The 18,222-nt window shown below is 66.6% G+C and carries 17 protein-coding genes and 2 pseudogenes; 10 read left to right on the forward strand and 9 right to left on the reverse strand.

Annotated features, from left to right (window positions below; genetic code table 11):
- Positions 1-20: 20 nt before the first annotated feature.
- Positions 21-986, forward strand: a complete 966-nt coding sequence (locus EGH23_RS06875) for a hypothetical protein (RefSeq protein WP_220579282.1) — start codon at positions 21-23, stop codon at positions 984-986.
- Here EGH23_RS06875 and EGH23_RS06880 read toward each other — a convergent pair.
- A pseudogene (locus tag EGH23_RS06880) lies at positions 987-2,318 on the reverse strand (MFS transporter); the annotation flags it as partial.
- Positions 2,319-2,418: 100 nt separating this feature from the next.
- On the opposite strand from EGH23_RS06880, the gene EGH23_RS06885 reads away from it, so the two are divergent.
- Positions 2,419-3,522 carry a glycosyltransferase family 4 protein gene (locus tag EGH23_RS06885; protein ID WP_220579284.1) on the forward strand — a complete coding sequence of 368 codons (1,104 nt, stop codon included), beginning with the start codon at positions 2,419-2,421 and terminating at the stop codon, positions 3,520-3,522.
- 47 nt (positions 3,523-3,569) lie between these two features.
- Here the strand turns inward: EGH23_RS06885 and EGH23_RS06890 are convergent, their stop codons facing one another.
- The 4 genes from EGH23_RS06890 to gatC form a co-directional block, all read right to left on the reverse strand.
- Positions 3,570-3,893, reverse strand: coding sequence for a DUF7344 domain-containing protein (locus EGH23_RS06890; protein WP_220579285.1), 324 nt, complete (start codon positions 3,891-3,893; stop codon positions 3,570-3,572).
- A gap of 122 nt (positions 3,894-4,015) precedes the next feature.
- Complete coding sequence (locus EGH23_RS06895) at positions 4,016-4,198, reverse strand: hypothetical protein (protein WP_220579286.1); 183 nt, start codon at positions 4,196-4,198, stop codon at positions 4,016-4,018.
- Positions 4,199-4,280: 82 nt separating this feature from the next.
- On the reverse strand, positions 4,281-5,558 hold the full coding sequence (gene gatA / locus EGH23_RS06900; RefSeq protein WP_220579287.1) for an Asp-tRNA(Asn)/Glu-tRNA(Gln) amidotransferase subunit GatA: 1,278 nt from the start codon (positions 5,556-5,558) through the stop codon (positions 4,281-4,283).
- A gap of 1 nt (position 5,559) precedes the next feature.
- Positions 5,560-5,838: an Asp-tRNA(Asn)/Glu-tRNA(Gln) amidotransferase subunit GatC gene (gene gatC / locus EGH23_RS06905; protein ID WP_220579288.1), complete on the reverse strand. Its 279-nt coding sequence runs from the start codon at positions 5,836-5,838 to the stop codon at positions 5,560-5,562.
- 223 nt (positions 5,839-6,061) lie between these two features.
- Between gatC and EGH23_RS06910 the strand changes: the two genes are divergently transcribed.
- The gene (locus EGH23_RS06910; RefSeq protein ID WP_220579289.1) at positions 6,062-7,030 is read left to right on the forward strand and encodes a transcription initiation factor IIB; all 969 of its coding nucleotides are present in this window, start codon (positions 6,062-6,064) and stop codon (positions 7,028-7,030) included.
- An 89-nt stretch (positions 7,031-7,119) separates the two neighbouring features.
- On the opposite strand, the gene EGH23_RS06915 is transcribed toward EGH23_RS06910, so the two are convergent.
- Entirely contained in the window at positions 7,120-8,580 is a 1,461-nt protein-coding gene (locus tag EGH23_RS06915) for a PAS domain S-box protein (RefSeq protein ID WP_220579290.1), read from the reverse strand.
- A 160-nt stretch (positions 8,581-8,740) separates the two neighbouring features.
- Between EGH23_RS06915 and EGH23_RS06920 the strand changes: the two genes are divergently transcribed.
- A complete protein-coding gene (locus tag EGH23_RS06920; protein WP_220579291.1) occupies positions 8,741-9,151 on the forward strand; it encodes a universal stress protein in 411 nt (136 codons plus the stop codon).
- Here the strand turns inward: EGH23_RS06920 and EGH23_RS06925 are convergent, their stop codons facing one another.
- Together EGH23_RS06925 and EGH23_RS06930 are read right to left on the reverse strand one after the other, a co-directional pair.
- The gene (locus EGH23_RS06925) at positions 9,152-10,234 is read right to left on the reverse strand and encodes an asparagine synthase C-terminal domain-containing protein (RefSeq protein WP_220579292.1); all 1,083 of its coding nucleotides are present in this window, start codon (positions 10,232-10,234) and stop codon (positions 9,152-9,154) included. It abuts the gene before it with no gap.
- Between the two features lie 3 nt (positions 10,235-10,237).
- Positions 10,238-10,924, reverse strand: a complete 687-nt coding sequence (locus tag EGH23_RS06930; protein WP_220579293.1) for a PHP domain-containing protein — start codon at positions 10,922-10,924, stop codon at positions 10,238-10,240.
- 331 nt (positions 10,925-11,255) lie between these two features.
- On the opposite strand from EGH23_RS06930, the gene EGH23_RS06935 reads away from it, so the two are divergent.
- Positions 11,256-11,573, forward strand: coding sequence for a hypothetical protein (locus tag EGH23_RS06935; protein WP_220579294.1), 318 nt, complete (start codon positions 11,256-11,258; stop codon positions 11,571-11,573).
- Between the two features lie 224 nt (positions 11,574-11,797).
- On the opposite strand, the gene EGH23_RS06940 is transcribed toward EGH23_RS06935, so the two are convergent.
- On the reverse strand, positions 11,798-12,949 hold the full coding sequence (locus EGH23_RS06940; protein WP_220579295.1) for a multicopper oxidase domain-containing protein: 1,152 nt from the start codon (positions 12,947-12,949) through the stop codon (positions 11,798-11,800).
- 207 nt (positions 12,950-13,156) lie between these two features.
- On the opposite strand from EGH23_RS06940, the gene EGH23_RS06945 reads away from it, so the two are divergent.
- The 5 genes and pseudogenes from EGH23_RS06945 to purL all read left to right on the forward strand — a co-directional run bounded on the left by EGH23_RS06945 (position 13,157) and on the right by purL (position 18,216).
- Positions 13,157-13,534, forward strand: a complete 378-nt coding sequence (locus EGH23_RS06945) for a winged helix-turn-helix domain-containing protein (protein WP_162319077.1) — start codon at positions 13,157-13,159, stop codon at positions 13,532-13,534.
- A gap of 2 nt (positions 13,535-13,536) precedes the next feature.
- Positions 13,537-13,836 carry a DUF7521 family protein gene (locus EGH23_RS06950; protein WP_220579296.1) on the forward strand — a complete coding sequence of 100 codons (300 nt, stop codon included), beginning with the start codon at positions 13,537-13,539 and terminating at the stop codon, positions 13,834-13,836.
- A gap of 302 nt (positions 13,837-14,138) precedes the next feature.
- A pseudogene (locus EGH23_RS06955) lies at positions 14,139-15,451 on the forward strand (RNA-guided endonuclease InsQ/TnpB family protein).
- 12 nt (positions 15,452-15,463) lie between these two features.
- Positions 15,464-15,904: a DUF7972 family membrane protein gene (locus EGH23_RS06960; RefSeq protein WP_220579297.1), complete on the forward strand. Its 441-nt coding sequence runs from the start codon at positions 15,464-15,466 to the stop codon at positions 15,902-15,904.
- A gap of 149 nt (positions 15,905-16,053) precedes the next feature.
- On the forward strand, positions 16,054-18,216 hold the full coding sequence (gene purL, locus EGH23_RS06965; RefSeq protein WP_220579298.1) for a phosphoribosylformylglycinamidine synthase subunit PurL: 2,163 nt from the start codon (positions 16,054-16,056) through the stop codon (positions 18,214-18,216).
- The last annotated feature ends 6 nt before the right edge of the window (positions 18,217-18,222 follow it).

Consider the following 18,222-nt stretch of genomic DNA (forward strand, 5'->3'; position numbering starts at 1 on the left):
TCGCTGCTCACAGGGCGACTATGGACCGCCGCCGTTTCTTGGCCACCGCCGGGTCCCTCCTGCCGACAGCCGCCGCCGGCTGTCTCTCCGGTGGCGCGGCCTCTGGTAACGACGCCGCGTACGGCGTCGCGGAACTGCCCGCCGCTCGAATAGCGATGACGCCGGTCGAAGACGTCGCCCTCGCCGAGCGCGTCACCTACTCGGTGGACGAGAGCGAGGACCGCGCCGAACTTCTCGACCGCATCCTGGACGGCGGAGCGACCGTCGAGCGGACTCGGCCGCCGCTTCCCGAAGGCCGTCACATTAACTACCGGGACGCGGTGTACGTCCTCGACCACGAAGTCGTCGAGACGACGCCGGGGACGACGTACTCCGTGCGGGTCGATATCCCCCAAGAGACCGTTACCGACTCGCGGTCGGTCGGGTTTTCCGCCCTCCCGGCCGTCGACCGCGAGCGGTTCGCCGCGAAGGGATTGGCCGACGGCGACCCCGTCGGCGTCGGGACGGCGTTTCACTACACCGACGCAGAGACCGAGGCGTCGGTACTGGTCCCCGAATCGGAGTACGAGGCCATCGTCTGGGAGAGCGGTTCGAAAGCCGAGTGGGCCGTAGACGACAGCTACGACGCGCCGCTGTACGCCTACGAGTACGCGGTCGAAGAGGTGGCGACGGTCGCCGAGTACGGTCGGCGAATGCGTGAGGCGGTCGCGTTCGAACTAACCGACCTGACGTCGGCACAGCGGGAGGTCGTCGAGGCCGCGATCTCGACCGAGAGGGGGTATTCGGTCGGACCCGACGAGACCGTTCCCGACGCCGTTCGCTCGCTCATCGAGCGGTTCCGCGACCAGAAGCAGGCCCACGCGCTCGATGGAACCGGCGAGGACGACCTCAACGGGCGATATCTCGTCGGCTACGATGGGGCGGTCTACTGGACGCGACTGTCCATCCGGGAAGCGCGGCTGCCGACGGCGACGGCCGCCGAGTGATCAATCGGCGGCGGCGACGCCCTCCGCCGTCGCTCGCGGGGATCGCCACCAGACGACGGCGACCAGCGCGGCACCGACGAAGACTATTCCGCCGGCGACGCCGAACGTCAGCGCGAACCCATAGCCGGCCAGCCAGCCGCCCGCCACCGAGCCGACGCCGCTCGCCAGCCCGGACAGCGCCGTGTAGAGACCGAGGGCCTGCCCGCGGATAGGCGGCGGTGCCAGTCGGGTCACGATGCTGGCAGCCGTGACGGCGATGACTGCCCACGCGACGCCGATACCGACGAAGACGACGCCGTTGACCGCGAGTCCGAGCGCCGCCACCGGGAAGAGCCCGACGACGAGCGCCACGGCCGGATGGAGGACGGCACGAACCAGCAGGCCGCCCGTCTGGAGGCCGGTCACGTCGTACCGCTCGGCGAGACGGCCCGACGCGCCGTAACACACGGCCGATCCGAGGCTGGAGACCAGGTACAGCGCGAAGACGGCGCCCGAGTCGTAGCCCAGCGTCGTCGAGAGATACGACGGCAGCGGCCCCCAGAACACGCCGAACCCGGCGAAGAAGCAGGCGACGGCCCCGAAGTACAGCGACAGTGCCGGGGTGAGCCTATCGGCGAACGCGCGGGGACGGAGCGACCGAGTGAGCCAGTAGATCCGTCCCGGGCCGACGGGGAAGGTCGCGCTTCGAACCGGAAGGCGACGCGAGCGGGCGATCGCGTCGGCGAGGCGGTTCCGGCGCGGCCGGTCGAGGGCGGCCGTCTCGACGGGGAGCCACGCCGTCGCCGACAGCGCCGCCGCGACGAGGACGCCCGCACAGACCCACAGGAGCGTCCGCTGGGCGAACTCGGTCCCGAGCGGTCCCGAGAGGAGCGCGGTCCACGCCAGCCCGAGGACGAGCCCGCCGGCCCACCCCCACCCCTGATACCGGTTGAGCGTGGCGAACCGCTTCGGCCAGTCCCGTTCGGGCGACCCGACGGTGACCAGGAGCGTCAGCACCGGCGCGACCGCGCCCGCGGCGAACCACAGGAGGCCGTTCCCGGCGATCACCAGCCACTGCTGTTCGGACAGCGAGACGAGCGCCGTCGCCCCCGCCGCCAGCGCCAACGCGACGAGGACGAGCGACCGTCGCTTGCCGGTTCGGTCGGCGACCCGGCCGAAGAGGATGGCACCGGGCGCGCCCGCCGCGGCGGCGACGCCCGCGAGGACGCCGAGCAACAGCGTACTGCCGCCGATGGCGACGAAGTACAGCGGCACGAGCAGCGACGCGGCTCCGAGCGCGACAGAGCCCAGCGCCCACGCGTAGAGCCACCGATCCGACGTCATGAGACGTTGCTCACCGGGAGACTTGAAAAATACTCCGACGGCGCGCGCTCGGGCGGGCGACGGCGGCCAATAGCAAGGGTTTACCCGCTGGTCTGATTACGCCGCGGCGATGGCACTGCCGCAGGTGGCCGCGTTCACCGACACGTATCTGCCGACCGTCAACGGCGTGACCTACACGGTCAAGACGTGGCGGGACCGCTGGAACGCCCGCGGCGGCCGCATGGACGTGGTCTATCCCCGGAGCGACCACGACCCCGAACCGGGCGAGTACCCGGTCCGGAGCCTCCCGTTCCCGTTCTACGAGGGGTACCGACTGGGGATGCCCCAGATCCCCGACGCCGTCGAGGGGGCCGACCTCGTCCACGCTCACACGCCCTTTAGCCTCGGGATGGCGGGGCAGCGACTCGCTCGCAGGCTCGACGCGCCGCTCGTGGTATCCTATCACACGCCGACCGGCGAGTACGCCGAGTACCTCTCCTCGAACGGCACCGTCGAATCCGCGGTCCAGTCGAGCGCCGAACACTACGAGCGCTGGTTCCTCGACCGCGCCGACGTCATCGTCGCCCCCAGCGACCGCGCCGCGTCCCACGTCCGCGAGACGGTCGGGACCGACGCCGCCGTCGAGATCATCTCCAACGGCGTCGACATCGACTTCTTCGAGCCGGTCGAGACGGCGGCGTTCCGAGAGCGCCACGACCTCCCCGACGGCCCGCTGGTGGGGTACACCGGCCGTCATGGTCACGAGAAGTGTCTCGACGACATCCTCACGGCCTGTGACGGACTGGACGTGACCGTCGTCTTCGGCGGCGACGGCCCGGCCAGGGAATCGCTCGAAGCGAGAGCCGCCGAGATGGACCTCGACGCCCGGTTTCTGGGGTTCCTCGACCGCGAGGAACTGCCCCAGTTGTACGCGGCCCTCGACGTGTTCGCCTTCCCGAGTCCCGTGGAGACCCAGGGGTTGGTCGCGCTCGAGGCCAACTGCTGTGGTACCCCCGTCGCCGCCGTCGACGCCGGCGCGCTCAGTGACACCGTCGACGAGGGCGAGACCGGCTACACCTACCCCGAAGGCGACGTGGGCCGGTTCCGCGAAGCGATCGAGCGGGCTCTCGACGAGCGCGACCGGCTCCGCGAGAACTGCCTCGCTCGCCGGGAATCGGTGAGCGTCGAGCACGCCGTCGACCGACTGGGAAGCGTCTACGAACGCGTCCTGTAGCGGCCGCCGCCGAGCGAGCGCACGCTACCGCGCGCGCCCTCTCGGGCTCATTCTGGCGAGACGTTCTCGGCGACGACGCAGTTCGTCGTCGCGTCGTAACGGAGGAGGTCGGCGTCCTCCATCCGCGGCAGGTGGTTGTGATGCAGCGTGACGGCGACTCGCTCCACCGCCTCGTCGTCGCCCGCGTCGACCCCCTCTTCACGGGCCGCGACTTCCGTCGCCAGCGAGGAGAGGGCGGTCGGTACCGTCGTCTCTTTGAGGGCGTCTAAGAGGACGCGCCGTCGGTCGGACGCCAAGAGGAGATACCGCTCGTTCGCAGAGAGGTGAGCTAGCTCACTCCACCCGTCTGACTGCACTGTTGTGTTCGACATGGATTATTGACTGAACGTGTGCCAGAGTCCACCGGCACCTGTACGATGTATTGTCAGCGTCACCGGTAAGAGTATAGCCTAGATGACTAGGTCGTACCTCTCGGTGAAACGGCGTCGGGTCGTCACGACCGGGTGTACGAGTGACCGATACCGAACGCGACGCCGTTTACCAGGCCGAACAGGACGCCGAAGACGAAGTCCTGTACCACCAGCGCGAGGATCATCCCGATGCCGACGCCCGCGACGGTGGCTTTCAGCATCGTCGGCCAGTGAATCCATCCCAAGGGTCCGTCGTCGTCTGCCATAGAGGCTCGACGGCCGCCAGTACGTAAACCGTGTCGTCGGTCAGCGCGCCGACCAAAGTGACGGACTGACGGCGGAACAGTCCTACGCGAGCGCGCTTCCGGCCCGGATAATCGTCTCCTCGTCGAAGGCCGGACCGACCAGTTGGAGACCGACCGGCAGTCCGTCGCTCGTCTCGCCCGCGGGCACGGAGATCGCGGGGAGGTTGGCGAGGTTGACCGGCGTCGTGTTGGCGTCGGCGAGGTACATCGTCAGCGGGTCCTCTAAGCTCTCGCCGCGTTTCATCGGCGGCACGGGCATCGTCGGGGAGGCCAGCACGTCGGCGTCGGAGAGCGCCTCGTCGAAGTCCCGTTTGACCCACGCGCGGGCGTCCTGTGCCTTCTTGTAGTACTTATCGTGATAGCCCGCCGAGAGCGCGTACGTCCCCAGCAGGACCCGTCGTTTGACCTCCTCGCCGAAGCCCTCCTCGCGGGCGTCGGCGAACGACTCGTTCCAGTTGCCGTCGTAGCCGCCCGATTTGCCGTACCGGACACCGTCGAACCGCGCGAGGTTCGAGGACGCTTCGGACATAGCGATGACGTAGTACGCCTCGACGGCGTGTTCGACGCTCGGGAGGTCGACCTCGTGGTAGGTCGCGCCCCGCGATTCGAGGTCGGCTATCGCGTCCCAGAACGTCTCGACGACGGCCTCGTCGGCCCCCTCGACGAGTTCGGTCGGGACGCCGATGGAGAGGCCGTCGACGTCGCCGTCGGCCGCTTCGGCGTACTCCTCGCCGGCAGCGGGCGCTTCCCGCGTGGTGCCGTCGCGCTCGTCCGGGCCGGCGATGACGTCGAGCAGTTCGGCCGCCTCCTCGACCGAGGGCGCGATCGGGCCGATCTGTTCGAGGCTGTTGGCGTAGGCGACGAGACCGTAGCGCGAGACCAGTCCGTACGTGGGCTTGATGCCGACGACGCCGCAGAAGGCGGCGGGACAGCGGATCGACCCGCCGGTGTCGCTGCCCAGCGCCATGTCGGCGTCGCCGGCCGCGACGACGGCCGCCGACCCGCCCGAGGACCCGCCGGGAACCCGACCTTCAGCGACGGGGTTCTCGACGGCTCCGAACGCCGAGGTCTCCGTGGTGGTCCCCATGCCGAACTCGTCCATGTTCGTCTTCCCGGGGATGGTCGCGCCGGCCGCTTTCAGCCGGCTGACGACCGTCGCGTCGTACGGCGGGACGTAGTCCTCGAGCATCTCCGACCCGCAGGTGGTGCGGACGCCCTCGGTCGAGATGTTGTCCTTGACCGCGACCGTGCGGCCGGCGAGCGGGCCGTCGTCGTCGCCCTCGATCGTCTCGGTGGCGATGTAGCCGTTGTAGTCGGTCATCTCACGACACCTTCGGCCCCTTGAACTGCCCCGCCTCCGATTCGGGCGCGTTCCGGAGCGCCTCCTCCTGTGTCAGCCCCTCTCGGATCTCGTCGGGGCGCATCACGTTCGTCAGCTCGGTCTCGCGATCGGTCTCCGGCACCTCGTCCAGGGCCTCGAAGGCGGCCAGGATCTCACCGAACTGCTCGGTGAACCGCTCGACCTCCGCGTCGTCGAGGTCGACGCGGGCGAGATCGGCGACGTGTCGGACCTCGCTGGGTTCGACGGCGTTGTCGCTCATGTCCGGCCGGAGTAGTGGCCCAGCGGTAAGCGTTTCGAAACTTGCGGCCAAACTGTTGGGGACAGTTCATCTATTCACAGTATTGCATTTAGTATAGGAAAAGTAGCTTTCCGAAACGCCAAGATTGGCTTGCAATGCAAGCAAAGGATTTAAGTCGCTCACCCTACAACAAAAGAGCACAGAGAGCGTTTTTCGGGTTCGACAGACCCGGCTGTCCCCACCAATGACTGACACCACCATCCGTCGATACACGAGTGAGCGCGAAACCGAGGAGGAACAGACAGCGGACGAGGAGACCGCCGTCTGTCCCGAGTGTGGCGGTTCTCTGGTCTCCGACAGCGAGCGCGGCGAGACGGTCTGTGAGGACTGCGGGCTAGTCGTCGAGGAAGACGAGATTGACCCCGGTCCGGAGTGGCGAGCGTTCGACTCCAAGGAGAAAGACGAGAAGTCCCGCGTCGGCGCGCCGACGACGAACATGATGCACGACAAGGGTCTCTCGACCAACATCGGCTGGCAAGACAAGGACGCCTACGGCAACTCCCTGTCCTCGCGCCAGCGCGAGAAGATGCAGCGCCTGCGGACCTGGAACGAGCGGTTCCGCACGCGCGACTCCAAGGAGCGCAACCTCAAGCAGGCGCTGGGCGAGATCGACCGCATGGCGAGCGCGCTCGGGCTCCCCGAGAACGTCCGCGAGACCGCCTCGGTCATCTACCGCCGAGCGCTGGACGAGGACCTGCTGCCGGGCCGCTCTATCGAGGGGGTCTCGACGGCGTCGCTGTACGCCGCCGCTCGGCAGGCCGGGACGCCCCGGTCGCTCGACGAGATCGCCAACGTCTCCCGGGTCGGGAAGGACGAGATCGCCCGGACCTACCGCTACGTCGTCCGGGAACTGAGCCTCGAGATCCAGCCCGCGGACCCCGAGAGCTACGTTCCGCGGTTCTCCTCGGACCTCGAGCTCTCCGAGGAAGTCGAGCGCCGGGCCCGCCAGCTCCTCAAGAACGCGAAAGAGGAGGGCGTCCACTCCGGGAAATCGCCGGTCGGCCTCGCCGCCGCCGCGGTGTACGCCGCCTCGCTGTTGACCAACGAGAAGGTCACGCAGAACGAGGTGAGCGAAGTTGCCAACATCTCCGAAGTCACCATCCGCAACCGCTACCACGAACTGCTCGAAGCCGAGGACAGCGTCCACCCCTAAACGCGGTCGAAGCGGCATCTTCTCCGTTCCGCCGCCGTGAATATCGAGATGAGCGTCCCCTCTAGACACGGTCGTCCGAGACAGCGGCGCTACTCGGCGACGCTCTCGGCGACGGCCACGTTCTCGAACTCGAAGCGCGCGCCGCCGCGCTCGCTCTCGGTCACCGTACACGTCCAGTCGTAGACGTCGGCCATCTCGCGGACGAACGTCAGCCCTAACCCCATCCCGCCGCGCTCGCTCGCCGTCGTGTACCCCGTCTCGAACACCCGCTCCCGGAAGTCGGCGGAGATACCGGACCCGTCGTCCTCGACGTAGAAACCGGTCGGCAAACCGCCCACGGTGACGGTGGCGTCACTCCCTCCGTGTTCGACACTATTCTCGAAGAGGTTCCGAAACAGGTGGCGAACGTACGTCTCGTCGGCCCGTATCGTCCTCTCGACCGCCACCGTGAGCGTCGCGTCGGGTGTGGCCACCTCGTCCCACGCGGCCTCGGCGACGGCGGCGAGCGATACCGACGAGGGAGACGAGATCGCCTCTCGCCCCCGCGTCACGACCAGCATGACGTCGATCATGTTGTCGATGCGGTCGAACGCTTCCGCGACGTACCCGACGGCCTCGGGGTTCGTCTCCCGCGGGAGCCGTTTCGAGTATATCTGCCCGATATTGACCGGGTTTCGCAGCTCGTGGGCGAGCATCCCGGCGAAGCTGTCCAGTCGCTCGTTCTGTTCCTCGAGCCGCCGTTCGCGCTCGTTGCGTTCGGTGACGTCCCGGACCACGCCGACCCTGTCGTACGGGCCGCCGTCCGTCCCGGGCAGCCGCGCGACGTTCGCCTCGATGTCTCTCCGCTCACCGCCCGCCGTCCGCATCGTCGCGGTGTAGGTCTGCCGCCCGGCGATGTCGGCTTCCAGATCGTCCCGAATCTCCGCCGTCACGGACGTTTCGTCCAGGACGAGCGAAACCGGTGAGCCGACGAGTTCCTCGCGGTCGTAGCCGGTCATGTCGGCGTACGCCCCGTTGACGAGCGTGAACCGGTCGTCGCAGTCGGCGACGTAGATGCCGTCGTTGACCGTCTCGACGATAGTGTGGTAGCGTTCGAGTTCCCGGCCGTAGCGTTCGGCCTCGCGCCGTCGCTCCTCCGCGACTAACGCCCGGGTCTTCGCTCGCGCATCGTGGTTGCCCATCCCGAACCCGGCGAGACCCGCGAGCGACGTGAGGACGAGAACGTTCGCGGCAACGTCGTTGAGACCGGCTACTAACTGTATGAACCCGAGGATGGCGAGCATGGCCCCGATACCCCGAACACTCCACTCCGCGACGTCGGCGTAGAGGTCGGCTCGGATGTCGGTTCGCGGGAGCCGATAGCCGCCGTAAAAGAGGGCGAGACCGGCCGCACCCGTGAGAACGGAGATGATACCGACCGAGTTCGCGGTTCTGTCACCGAGGAGAAACGTAGCGGGGAAAACCGCGGCGACGAGGACATAGAGTCCACCGAGACCCAAGAGTAACCGTCGCCCACCGACGCGGTCGATGACCCGCGAAGCGTACCCCATACCACACCTAATCGAAGTAAGTAGTAATTATGCTTAGGGGTCTGGCCCCACCGCTGCCGGCGGCGACCGAGCGGTGTGTCGCGTTCGCCTCGGCGGGGCACTCCCGACGCGCGGGTAAGTGGGTGGTAACTAATCGCACGACGGTCGTCTCCTCGACGCTATGTACCACGTCTTGCTCCCCCTCGACAACAGCGAGGAACGGGCACGAGCCCAAGTGGCTGCGACGGTCGGACTCCCTCACGCCGAGGAGTCGGTGACGGCAACGGTCTTGCACGTCTTCGGAGACGAGGAAACCGCGGAGAAGACCGCCGTCGAACAGACGAGCGCCGGAAAGGTAGTGATGGAGGAGCTGCTGGAAGCCGGCGTCACCGCGAACGCTCGTTCCGGCCACGGCGACCCGGAGAGGCAGATAATCGCCGTCGCCGAGGAACTCGACGTCGATATGATCGTCCTCGGCGGGCGCAAGCGCTCGCCGCTGGGCGCGCTCGTCTTCGGGAGCGTGAGTCAGGCCGTCATCCTCGACTCCGAGCGACCGGTCGCCGTGACCGGCCGCGGCGCGTCCGCGGAGTAGTCACTCGACCAGCGACTCGACGTACCGCGTGACGTGGTCGTCCATCCGCCGCTTGTATCCGGCCTGTCGGGCCAGTCGGTCCAGTTCCCGCGAGGCCAGCGACCCGTACTGCGCGGCTTTCTTCTCTCGGGTCGAGATCGCGTCCGGCAGGGAGTGACGCGCTGCTCTCCGGAGCGCCCACTTGCGCGTCTCGCCGTCGACCAGCATCCCGTCGTCGAGGCGGAGCGCCGCCGACACCACCCGGTCGTGGAGCAACGGCGTGACCGGTTCGACGCCCGCTGCTCGCAACGCCAACACGTCCCGCGGGAGTTGCTCGGGGAGCGTTTCGAGTACCTCTCTCTGTGCGCCGCGAACCGTCTCGGCCTCGACGCGGGGGTCTTCGGGCGCTTTCGCCACCTTCGCGTACCCGCCGAACAGCTCGTCCGCGCCCTGTCCGAGCGCGAGTCGGGAGAACCCGTCCGACGCGACCCGTTCGGCGGTCAGATATAGCGGCAGGGCGATCTGGACGGCCATCGCGTTCGTCCGCCCCGTCGCGGCGGCGATCTCGGGGACCGCTCGCTCGATGGCGGCGTGGGTCAACTCCACGACCCGTAGCTCGCGGTCCAGCAGGTCGGCGGCCGACCGGGCGGCCTCGATATCGTGACTCTCCGGGAAGCCGGCGACGTACAGCGGCGCGTCGAGGCGGGCCGCCAGCAACGCAGAATCGAGGCCGCCGGAGAAGGCGATAGCGAGACCGTCGGCGTCCGCGGCATCGACGCTCGTCTCGACGGCGTTTCGAACCGACTCGACGGCGGTCTCTCGGTCCGCGAAGGGGTCGGGGTCAGGCAGAGTCCAGAGTTTTCGTCGTCCGCCGGCGTCCCACGCGTGGCCCGCCGGAACGGACACCGGGTCTTCGAGCGCCGTCGGGTCGTGACTCCACGCGTCCACAGGGTCCGAGACTCCCCGCTCGGCGTACAGCGGATACCGCCCCAGTACGTCGCGGATGAGCGCCCCGTCCAGCTCTCCGGCGAAACCGCCCCCGCCCGGAAGCGCGTCGCCGCTCTCGACGGCCTCGCGGACGACGCGCTCGTCGGCACCCTGCATCGCTCAGCCCAGAAATCTCCCGATACGGCTCTGAACGCGGCGCTTGGCCCCGCCGGCGGCCTGCCGGAAGCTGATGCGCCACGGCGTTCGCTCGCCCTCGACGGTCGTTCGGCCCGCTCGGATGGCGTCTAAGATGGCCTCGACGGAGTGCTCGTCGGCGTCGACTTTCGTCACCGCCTGGCCAACCATCTCGGCGATGTGGGCGTCGCTCCCGGCGGTCATCGGCAGCCCCCGGCGGCGCGCGAACCGCTCGGCCTGTCGGTTCGAGCGGCCGGTCAGCAGCCGGGAGTTGTACACCTCGATGGCGTCGGCCTCGGCGAGTTCGTCCTTCGAGATGTGTTCGAGCACGCCGTGGCGGGACTCCTGAAAGGGATGTGGGACGACGGCGAGGCCGCCCTGTTCGCGGATGCGGTCGAGCGTCTCGGCGAAGGAGAGCCCGGCCGGAACCGCCTCGTCGATCCCCAGCGCGAGGACGTGACCGGCGGTGGACGTGACCTCCATTCCAGTGATACCGACGATGCCGTACTCCGGCGCGAGTTCGGCCGCCCGCTGGCTCGCCCCGATCTCGTCGTGGTCGGTGATGGCGAGCGCGTCCAGGCCGATACCGCTCGCTTGCTCTAACAGCAGTTCGACGGAGTCTCGGCCGTCGTGAGAGAGCGCGGAATGCGTGTGTAGCTCGACCGACAGCACGACTCTCCCTATTGGGGGACGGGCCAAAAGCAACTCGGTACGCGTGGCGGGCGATTCGCGGGCGTCGCTCTCCTGTTCGTTCGTCCGAAAGCCCCTGCGGTCGGCCCTCGCTGCTCACGGCTCCCGACAGTCGCCGTGCTCATTCCGCGGATCGGCTCCGTCAAGATCCCATCGGTTCGACGCACTCCATCCCGAAACAGGCTACGTCCGGAGCAGCGTGCGAGATACGGGGCGCATACGGGCCGGCGTCTCTCCGCTCACAATCGGGGATGTATACCGCTCGACATATGACAGTCACCGGATATTTGTAGCGTGAGAGGCAAAAATTAGCATGGTCTCGTCAGACTCACAGACTCGCCTGTCACTACTTATCATCGGCCTACTGGTGATCTTTGCACCGGCCTTCTTTGTTCTCCTGACTCTGGAATTTCTCATTCTCTCCGGCGATCTCCTCTTGAGTGACGTCACTCCACTTGCCTTGCTCGAACTGTACATACTCGATCTCGTCTTCCTGCTGGTGTTTGCGTACGCTGTCTACCGGGTCACGTCGTGGACTTTCGAGCATCAACTACCTTCGGTACTCGACGCGCTCGAAGACGGCGAGGACGACAACGATGCCGACGAAACGCAGTCTGACGATGGCAGCTAGAGTCGCGCATTACCGATGGGAACCGATGGTCGGCCGTCCAGCTCACACCCTTCGTGGCTCGCGGATCGCTTCGCTCCCCGTTCGTCTGTAACGAGAGTTTCGCTCCGCTCAACCCTCGCTGCTCGCGGTTACGCCACTCGCATATTCTGAAGGCTTCCCTCCGCTCAGCCTTCGCTACTCACGGCTCCCATTGGGCGCCGTTCTGTTTGAAGGCTTCCTTCCGCTCAGCCTTCGTATCCCGCGTACTCCATCAACTTCTTGAAGATGTCCGTGCCCATCGCTTCCTTGTAGACGAGGCCGGTCAGCATCCCGCCGGGGTAGGCGGTGCCGTTCATGACGTGGTTGACCTTGTGGCAGTGCATGAGGTAGATGCCGGGGTCGGCGTCGGCCGTGAACTCGACGGTCCGGCGACCGGCGGGCGGAATCGAGCAGACGTCCTGCTCGTGGCGGGCGACGTCGGGGATCTCGCCGCCGTCCTTGTGGGACACCTCGAAGCGGTGGTTATGAATGTGCATCGGGTGGTCCATGTAGCCCGCGTTGAGCATGTGGAGGCGGACCGTATCGCCCTGTTCGACGATGATGGGCGACCCCTGTTCGGGGTGGAGCGTGTGCGGCGCAGACTTCCCGTTGATGGTGAACGTGTCCGGGTTCCGATCGCGCGGGCTGTAGGTGGCGTCCATCCCCGCCATCTGGCGGTTGAGCCGGGAATCCCACTCCTTCAGCGTCATGAAGTACTCCTTGTCGGCCGGTTCGTACCCCTTCGGGTCGACGCGGAAGATGCCGTACATCCCCATGTCGATGTGGCGATGGGTCTGGTAGTGGCAGTGATAGAGGTGCGTCCCGGGCACGTTCGCGGGGATGGTGTAGGTGTGGCTGTCGCCGGGGTCGACGCGGACGCCCGTCGTCGTCGGGACGCCGTCGTCCTCCCACTTCTTCGAGACTGCGTGGAAGTGGATCGTGTGCGGGCGCATCCCGTCCGTGTTGTCGAGGGTCACTTCCATGTCCTCGCCCTCCGTCGTCCGGAGGATCGGACCCGGAACGCTCGGGTTCCCGTCGTCGGCCTTGAACGCCCACACCTGCGGGAGTTCGACCGGGCCGCCCATCGAGTCACCGGGGTGGGCGTCGTGACGGGCGGGGACCGACGAGAGCGTCACTTTCCCGCCCTGCTCGTCGACGTCGACGACCTCCGGCGGCGACGTGGTCGGCAGGTCGCTGCTGGCGGCGTTGGCATTCGCGTTCGCGCCCGTCTCGACCGACTCCTTCGGAGAGCCGGGGGCCGTACAGCCCGCGAGCGCGAGCGTGCCGCCGAGACCGGACGCCTTCACGAAGTCGCGACGCGAGATACCTGAACCGGGTGCACCGATGCGTTCACTCATTACAGGTGGACGTAGACAGGCTACCCATAAACCCCCAGAGGGGCGTTCCCGCGCCGGTAGAACCGTTCTCAGAATCTGGGAACCGCCCGGCCGTTTAGTAATCTCCTCCCTCGAACGCCCCGACACCGCGAGGTCGATATCCCGAGCGAACTCGTATGCCACGAGTCGGTGACATTAAAAGCGGGGACTGTCGACTTTCAGACAAGGATGGTCCGGAACCCGTTCGGTGACGACGACTCACCCGAGCTGACGACAGTTCTCGACGCCTTGGACGACGAGGACTGTCGCGACATCGTCAGCGTCCTCGACGAACCGATGACGGCGAGCGAGATATCCGACGAGAGCGGCGTCCCCCTCTCGACGACCTATCGAAAGCTAGAACTGCTCACCGAGTCCTCGCTCCTCTACGAGGGCGTGGAGGTCCGACCGGACGGCCAACACGCCAGCCGCTACGACATCGACTTCGAGGAAGTCGTCATCCTCCTCGACGAGAACAACGCCTTCGACGTCGAGATCGCTCACCGGGCGCGGACCCCGGATCAGCGCCTCGAGAACATCTGGTCGGAGGTCCGAAAGGAGACCTAATCATGGTACATATCCCCGGCTCACAGATCGGTGTCGTCGTCGCACAGACTCTCATCCTCATCATCGGCGGCCTCATCACGTACTACTCGTACAAGGCCTACAGCAGGACCGGATCACCGGAACACAAGTGGCTCACCGCCGGTTTCGGTATCGTCACGCTCGGCGCGGTGCTCGGTGGCGTCCTCGACCTCGGCATCGAACGGTACACGGCCGGCGACCTCATCTACACGAGCGTCTTCGTCTCCAGTTCCCTGACCGCCATCGGTCTCGGCATCATCCTCTACTCGCTGTACGTTCGCTGACCGCCGCTTCGCTTCCGGTATTGCCCTTTCCCGGAACCGTGACCGACACGTCCCTCTCTGAACCCCTCTCCTTAACCTTCGGACCACCGAACGTCGGAACGAACGATGAGCCGTAGAATCGCGAACAAAATGCGAAAGCGCGCCGGGGAGAGCGAGTACTACCTCTACGTCTTAGCTGAATTGAGGGCGCTAAGCCCCTTTCCTCAACGAGCGACCAAAGGGAGCGAGTAGGGAGGGGAGGAGCGCGTTCATATCGGATACAAACACCAATCTATAAATAGCCATACAACTACATTGAAACTGTGGTAGACGACTACGTACGTCGAACAGCAATCACCCGCCTCTCGGTGGACGGTGAGCAACGCGAGTTGCTTGAGGAAACCATCTCTGAGTGGAAGCGTGGTTGCCAAATCGCCACGGATATGGCGTGGGGGAAGTGCAACGCCAAGAGCGACGTACAACCCCTCGCATATGACGACGTGCGCGAACACACCGACCTCGGTAGTCAACATGCGATTCTCGCTACGCACCAAGCCTCACAAGCCATCACCGGCTGTATCGAGCGCCGCGCCAACGGAAAGAAGGTTAGCAAGCCGACTTTCACCGTACCCACGGTGAAGTACGACACCCGGACCATGACGCTGTTTGACGACGACACGGTGTCGCTCGCCACCACGGAGAGTCGCGTCCGATGCGACCTTGCCTTACCCGAGGACACCGATGGCTACCAGCGACAGTACCTCGACTCGGATGAATGGAGCGTCACTGAAAGCACACTCACCGCCCGTGACGGCGACTACTTCTTACATATCGGCTTCCGCCGACTTAAGAACAAGACCGAGCAGAACACCGCCGAGGACGGAACGGTTCTCGGGGTTGACCTCGGTATCGAAAACCTCGCCGTCACCAGCACCGCCTATTTCTTCAGCGGGCGGGAGCTAACCCACCACCTCCGCGAGTTCGAAAAGGTACGCGCCGGACTCCAACAGACCGGGACGAGAAGCGCCCACCGAACGCTCGAACAGTCGAGTGGACGCGAACTACGATACGTCCGTGACGTACTCCACCGAGCGTCGAACGCCATCGTAGACGAAGCACTACGGTACGAGTGCGACGTGATAGCGTTCGAGGACTTGACGCATATTCGCGACCGAACAGGGGCGTCGTGGGGACACAAGTGGGCGTTCCGAACGCTCTACGAGCAAGTGGAGTACAAGGCCGAAGCGGAAGGTATCTCGGTGAAGCAAGTCGGGTCGGCATATACGTCGAAACGGTGCGCCGAGTGTGGATTTACGGCAGACGAGAATCGCCCGACTCGCACCGACTTCCAGTGTCAGAAGTGCGAGTCGGAAGCGAACGCGGACTACAATGCGGCGAAGAACATCGGGATGCGGTATGTCCGCCGGGGCCAACAGTCGTCTCGGCGGACGGGCAACAGTCAGCTTGCCCTAAAGTCTGGAACTGTGACGTCCTCAGGTTTCGTAGAAACCTGATGGGCTGCACGAGAGCTCCGCTCTCGTGAACGCCGAGTGGCGAATTCACCGCCCACCCGAACGGGTTCGAGGCCGAGTTCATGGACAAGCCCCACCCTCCACGAGCGAACCCGTCAGGGTGAGCGAAGTAGGGTGTGGTAGTTGACCTATTCCTGGAAGATCTACCAGGCCCGCCGAATCAAGCACGAGGGCGACGGCGATTCCCCCCGGAGATAGAGGACACCTTAGAAGAGCTCATCACGACGCTCGAGCTCTTCAGTCCCCTCCGGGAACACATCAAGACGATGTACTTCCAGTGGGAGCTAGTCGACCTCTCGCGCCGAGTGATATACGCGGCCGTACCAGCGCTCACCATCGTCTATGCGGTCCCCTTCTACGTCGACGCGACGACGTTTCCCGGGGCGACGCTCGGCATCGATAACCTCGTGTGGCTCGTCTCCGCGGGCATAACCATCGGGACGATTCCGTTCTTCGTCCTCCTCTCGTACGTCCTTCGGATCGCCACTATCGCGAAGCGGACGCTCGCCATCGGGCCGACAGTTCTCCGAACTTCGGAGGACCTTCGGCCGGATTGAGGTCTCCCGACCACCGATAGGACCACAGCGGAGAGGTCCTCCGTGAGCGTCGTACCGGAGACGGACCTCCGCGAGGGGCTCCGGGCCGTCGCGCCGACAACGCGGGCGCATGGAAAGCGATTTAGCCGGCCGGGGGCCACCACCACCTAATGAGCCTGTCCGACGCTGACCGCGACGTCGTGGTCGAGGAGATCGGTCGGGAGCCGACGCGAGCGGAGGCCGCTCTCTTCGAGAACCTCTGGAGCGAGCACTGCGCCTATCGCTCCTCGCGGCCGCTGCTCTCGGCGTTCGACTCCGACGGAGACCAGGTCGTCATCGGTCCCGGTGACGACGCCGCCGTCGTCTCGCTCCCGAGCCACGACGGCGAGGAGAGGTACATCACGATGGGCGTCGAGTCCCACAACCACCCCTCCTACGTCGACCCGTTCGACGGGGCCGCCACCGGCGTCGGCGGCATCGTCCGCGACACCCTCTCGATGGGAGCCTATCCCATCGCGCTCGCCGACTCGCTGTACTTCGGCGACTTCGAGCGCGAGCACTCCCGCTACCTCTTCGAGGGCGTCGTCGAGGGCATCTCGCACTACGGCAACTGCATCGGCGTCCCGACGGTCACGGGGTCGGTCGCGTTCCACGACCGCTACGAGGGGAACCCGCTCGTCAACGTCTCCTGTATCGGCCTGCTGGAGCCGGAGCGGACCATCACCGCCGAGGCGCAGGAGCCCGGCAACAAGCTCGTCCTCGTCGGAAACTCGACCGGCCGCGACGGCCTCGGCGGGGCCTCCTTCGCCAGCGAGGACCTCGCCGAAGACGCGGAGACCGAGGACCGCCCCGCGGTGCAGGTCGGCGACCCCTACACGGAGAAGCTGCTCATCGAGTGCAACGAGGCCCTGCTGGACGAAGACCTCGTCGAGTCGGCCCGCGACCTCGGCGCGGCGGGGCTGGGCGGTGCCTCTTCCGAACTCGTCGCCAAGGGCGGCCTCGGCGCGCGCATCGAACTCGACCGCGTCCACGAGCGCGAACCGAACATGAACGCCATGGAGTACCTGCTGGCCGAGAGCCAGGAACGGATGGTCTACGAGGTCGCACCCGAGAACGTCGACCGCGTCGCCGAACTCGCCGAGCGCTACGACCTCGGCTGCTCGGTCATCGGCGACCTCACCGAGGCCGGGACGAACTACATCTGCACGTTCGACGGCGAGATCGTCGTCGACGTCGACGCCGAGTTCCTCGGCGACGGCGCGCCGATGAACGACCTGCCCGCCGAGGACCCGGCCACACAGGAGCGGGACCTGCCGACGGTCGCCCTCGAAGAGGCGTTCGAGCGTATCGTCGCCAGTCCCAACACCGCTTCGAAGCGGTGGGTCTACCGCCAGTACGACCACGAGGTGCAGGTCCGGACGAGCGTCCTGCCCGGCGACGACGCCTCGCTGCTCGCGATCCGCGAGGCGGGGACCGGACTGGCCTTCTCCGCGGGCGCGGACCCCAACTGGACCGACGCCGCGCCCTACGAGGGCGCGCGGGCCGTCGCACTGGAGAACGCCACCAACGTGGCCGCGAAGGGTGCGCTCCCCCACGCCGCCGTCGACTGCCTGAACGGCGGGAACCCCGAGAAACCCGACGTCTACGGCGGCTTCAAGGGAATCGTCGACGGACTCGCCGACATGTGCGCCGAACTCGACGTGCCCGTCGTCGGCGGCAACGTCTCGCTGTACAACGACTCGAACGCGGGTCCCATCCCGCCGACGCCGACGCTCGCGCTGGTCGGCGTCAAGGAGGGCTACGACGCGCCGCCGGCGAAGCTCTCCGGCGAGGGGACGCTCGTCGTCGTCGGCGACCGGGCGCTGGAAGGCGAGACCGACCCGCGTCTCGGCGGCTCCGAGTACACCGCGCAGTTCGGCGGCACCGACGCCTTCCCGAACCTGCCCGCGGACCCCACGAGCCTGATCGAGACGATCGCCGAGGTAGCCGACGCCGACCACGTCCTGACGAGTCACGACGTGAGCCACGGCGGCCTCGCGGTGGCGCTCGCCGAGATGGTTCACGGGGACGCGGGTGCGGACGTGGAGATAGAAACCGTCGACCGCGGCACGCGAAAGCGCCTCTTCTTCAACGAGCAGCCCGGCCGCGTCGTCTTCGAGACGACGGACCCCGAGGCCGTCTACGAACTGTTCGACGGCGTCGCGCCGGTGACGGAACTGGGCGAGGCGAACGGGTCGAACCACCTCGATATCACTGTCAACGACGACACGCTGCAGTACGACGCCGAGGAGATCGCCGCGCTGCGCTCGACGATCACCGACGAACTGGCCTGACCGCGC

This window comes from Haloarcula nitratireducens, from assembly GCF_019599505.1.

Bases quoted from the DNA above. Each gene is read 5' to 3' on its own strand.
- EGH23_RS06915 (WP_220579290.1), bottom strand. From the start codon at position 8,580: ATGGGGTACGCTTCGCGGGTCATCGACCGCGTCGGTGGGCGACGGTTA.
- EGH23_RS06895 (WP_220579286.1), bottom strand. From the start codon at position 4,198: ATGGCAGACGACGACGGACCCTTGGGATGGATTCACTGGCCGACGATG.
- EGH23_RS06945 (WP_162319077.1), top strand. From the start codon at position 13,157: ATGGTCCGGAACCCGTTCGGTGACGACGACTCACCCGAGCTGACGACA.
- EGH23_RS06920 (WP_220579291.1), top strand. From the start codon at position 8,741: ATGTACCACGTCTTGCTCCCCCTCGACAACAGCGAGGAACGGGCACGA.
- purL (WP_220579298.1), top strand. From the start codon at position 16,054: ATGAGCCTGTCCGACGCTGACCGCGACGTCGTGGTCGAGGAGATCGGT.
- EGH23_RS06925 (WP_220579292.1), bottom strand. From the start codon at position 10,234: ATGCAGGGTGCCGACGAGCGCGTCGTCCGCGAGGCCGTCGAGAGCGGC.
- gatC (WP_220579288.1), bottom strand. From the start codon at position 5,838: ATGAGCGACAACGCCGTCGAACCCAGCGAGGTCCGACACGTCGCCGAT.
- EGH23_RS06890 (WP_220579285.1), bottom strand. From the start codon at position 3,893: ATGTCGAACACAACAGTGCAGTCAGACGGGTGGAGTGAGCTAGCTCAC.
- EGH23_RS06940 (WP_220579295.1), bottom strand. From the start codon at position 12,949: ATGAGTGAACGCATCGGTGCACCCGGTTCAGGTATCTCGCGTCGCGAC.
- EGH23_RS06875 (WP_220579282.1), top strand. From the start codon at position 21: ATGGACCGCCGCCGTTTCTTGGCCACCGCCGGGTCCCTCCTGCCGACA.
- EGH23_RS06885 (WP_220579284.1), top strand. From the start codon at position 2,419: ATGGCACTGCCGCAGGTGGCCGCGTTCACCGACACGTATCTGCCGACC.
- gatA (WP_220579287.1), bottom strand. From the start codon at position 5,558: ATGACCGACTACAACGGCTACATCGCCACCGAGACGATCGAGGGCGAC.
- EGH23_RS06910 (WP_220579289.1), top strand. From the start codon at position 6,062: ATGACTGACACCACCATCCGTCGATACACGAGTGAGCGCGAAACCGAG.
- EGH23_RS06950 (WP_220579296.1), top strand. From the start codon at position 13,537: ATGGTACATATCCCCGGCTCACAGATCGGTGTCGTCGTCGCACAGACT.
- EGH23_RS06935 (WP_220579294.1), top strand. From the start codon at position 11,256: ATGGTCTCGTCAGACTCACAGACTCGCCTGTCACTACTTATCATCGGC.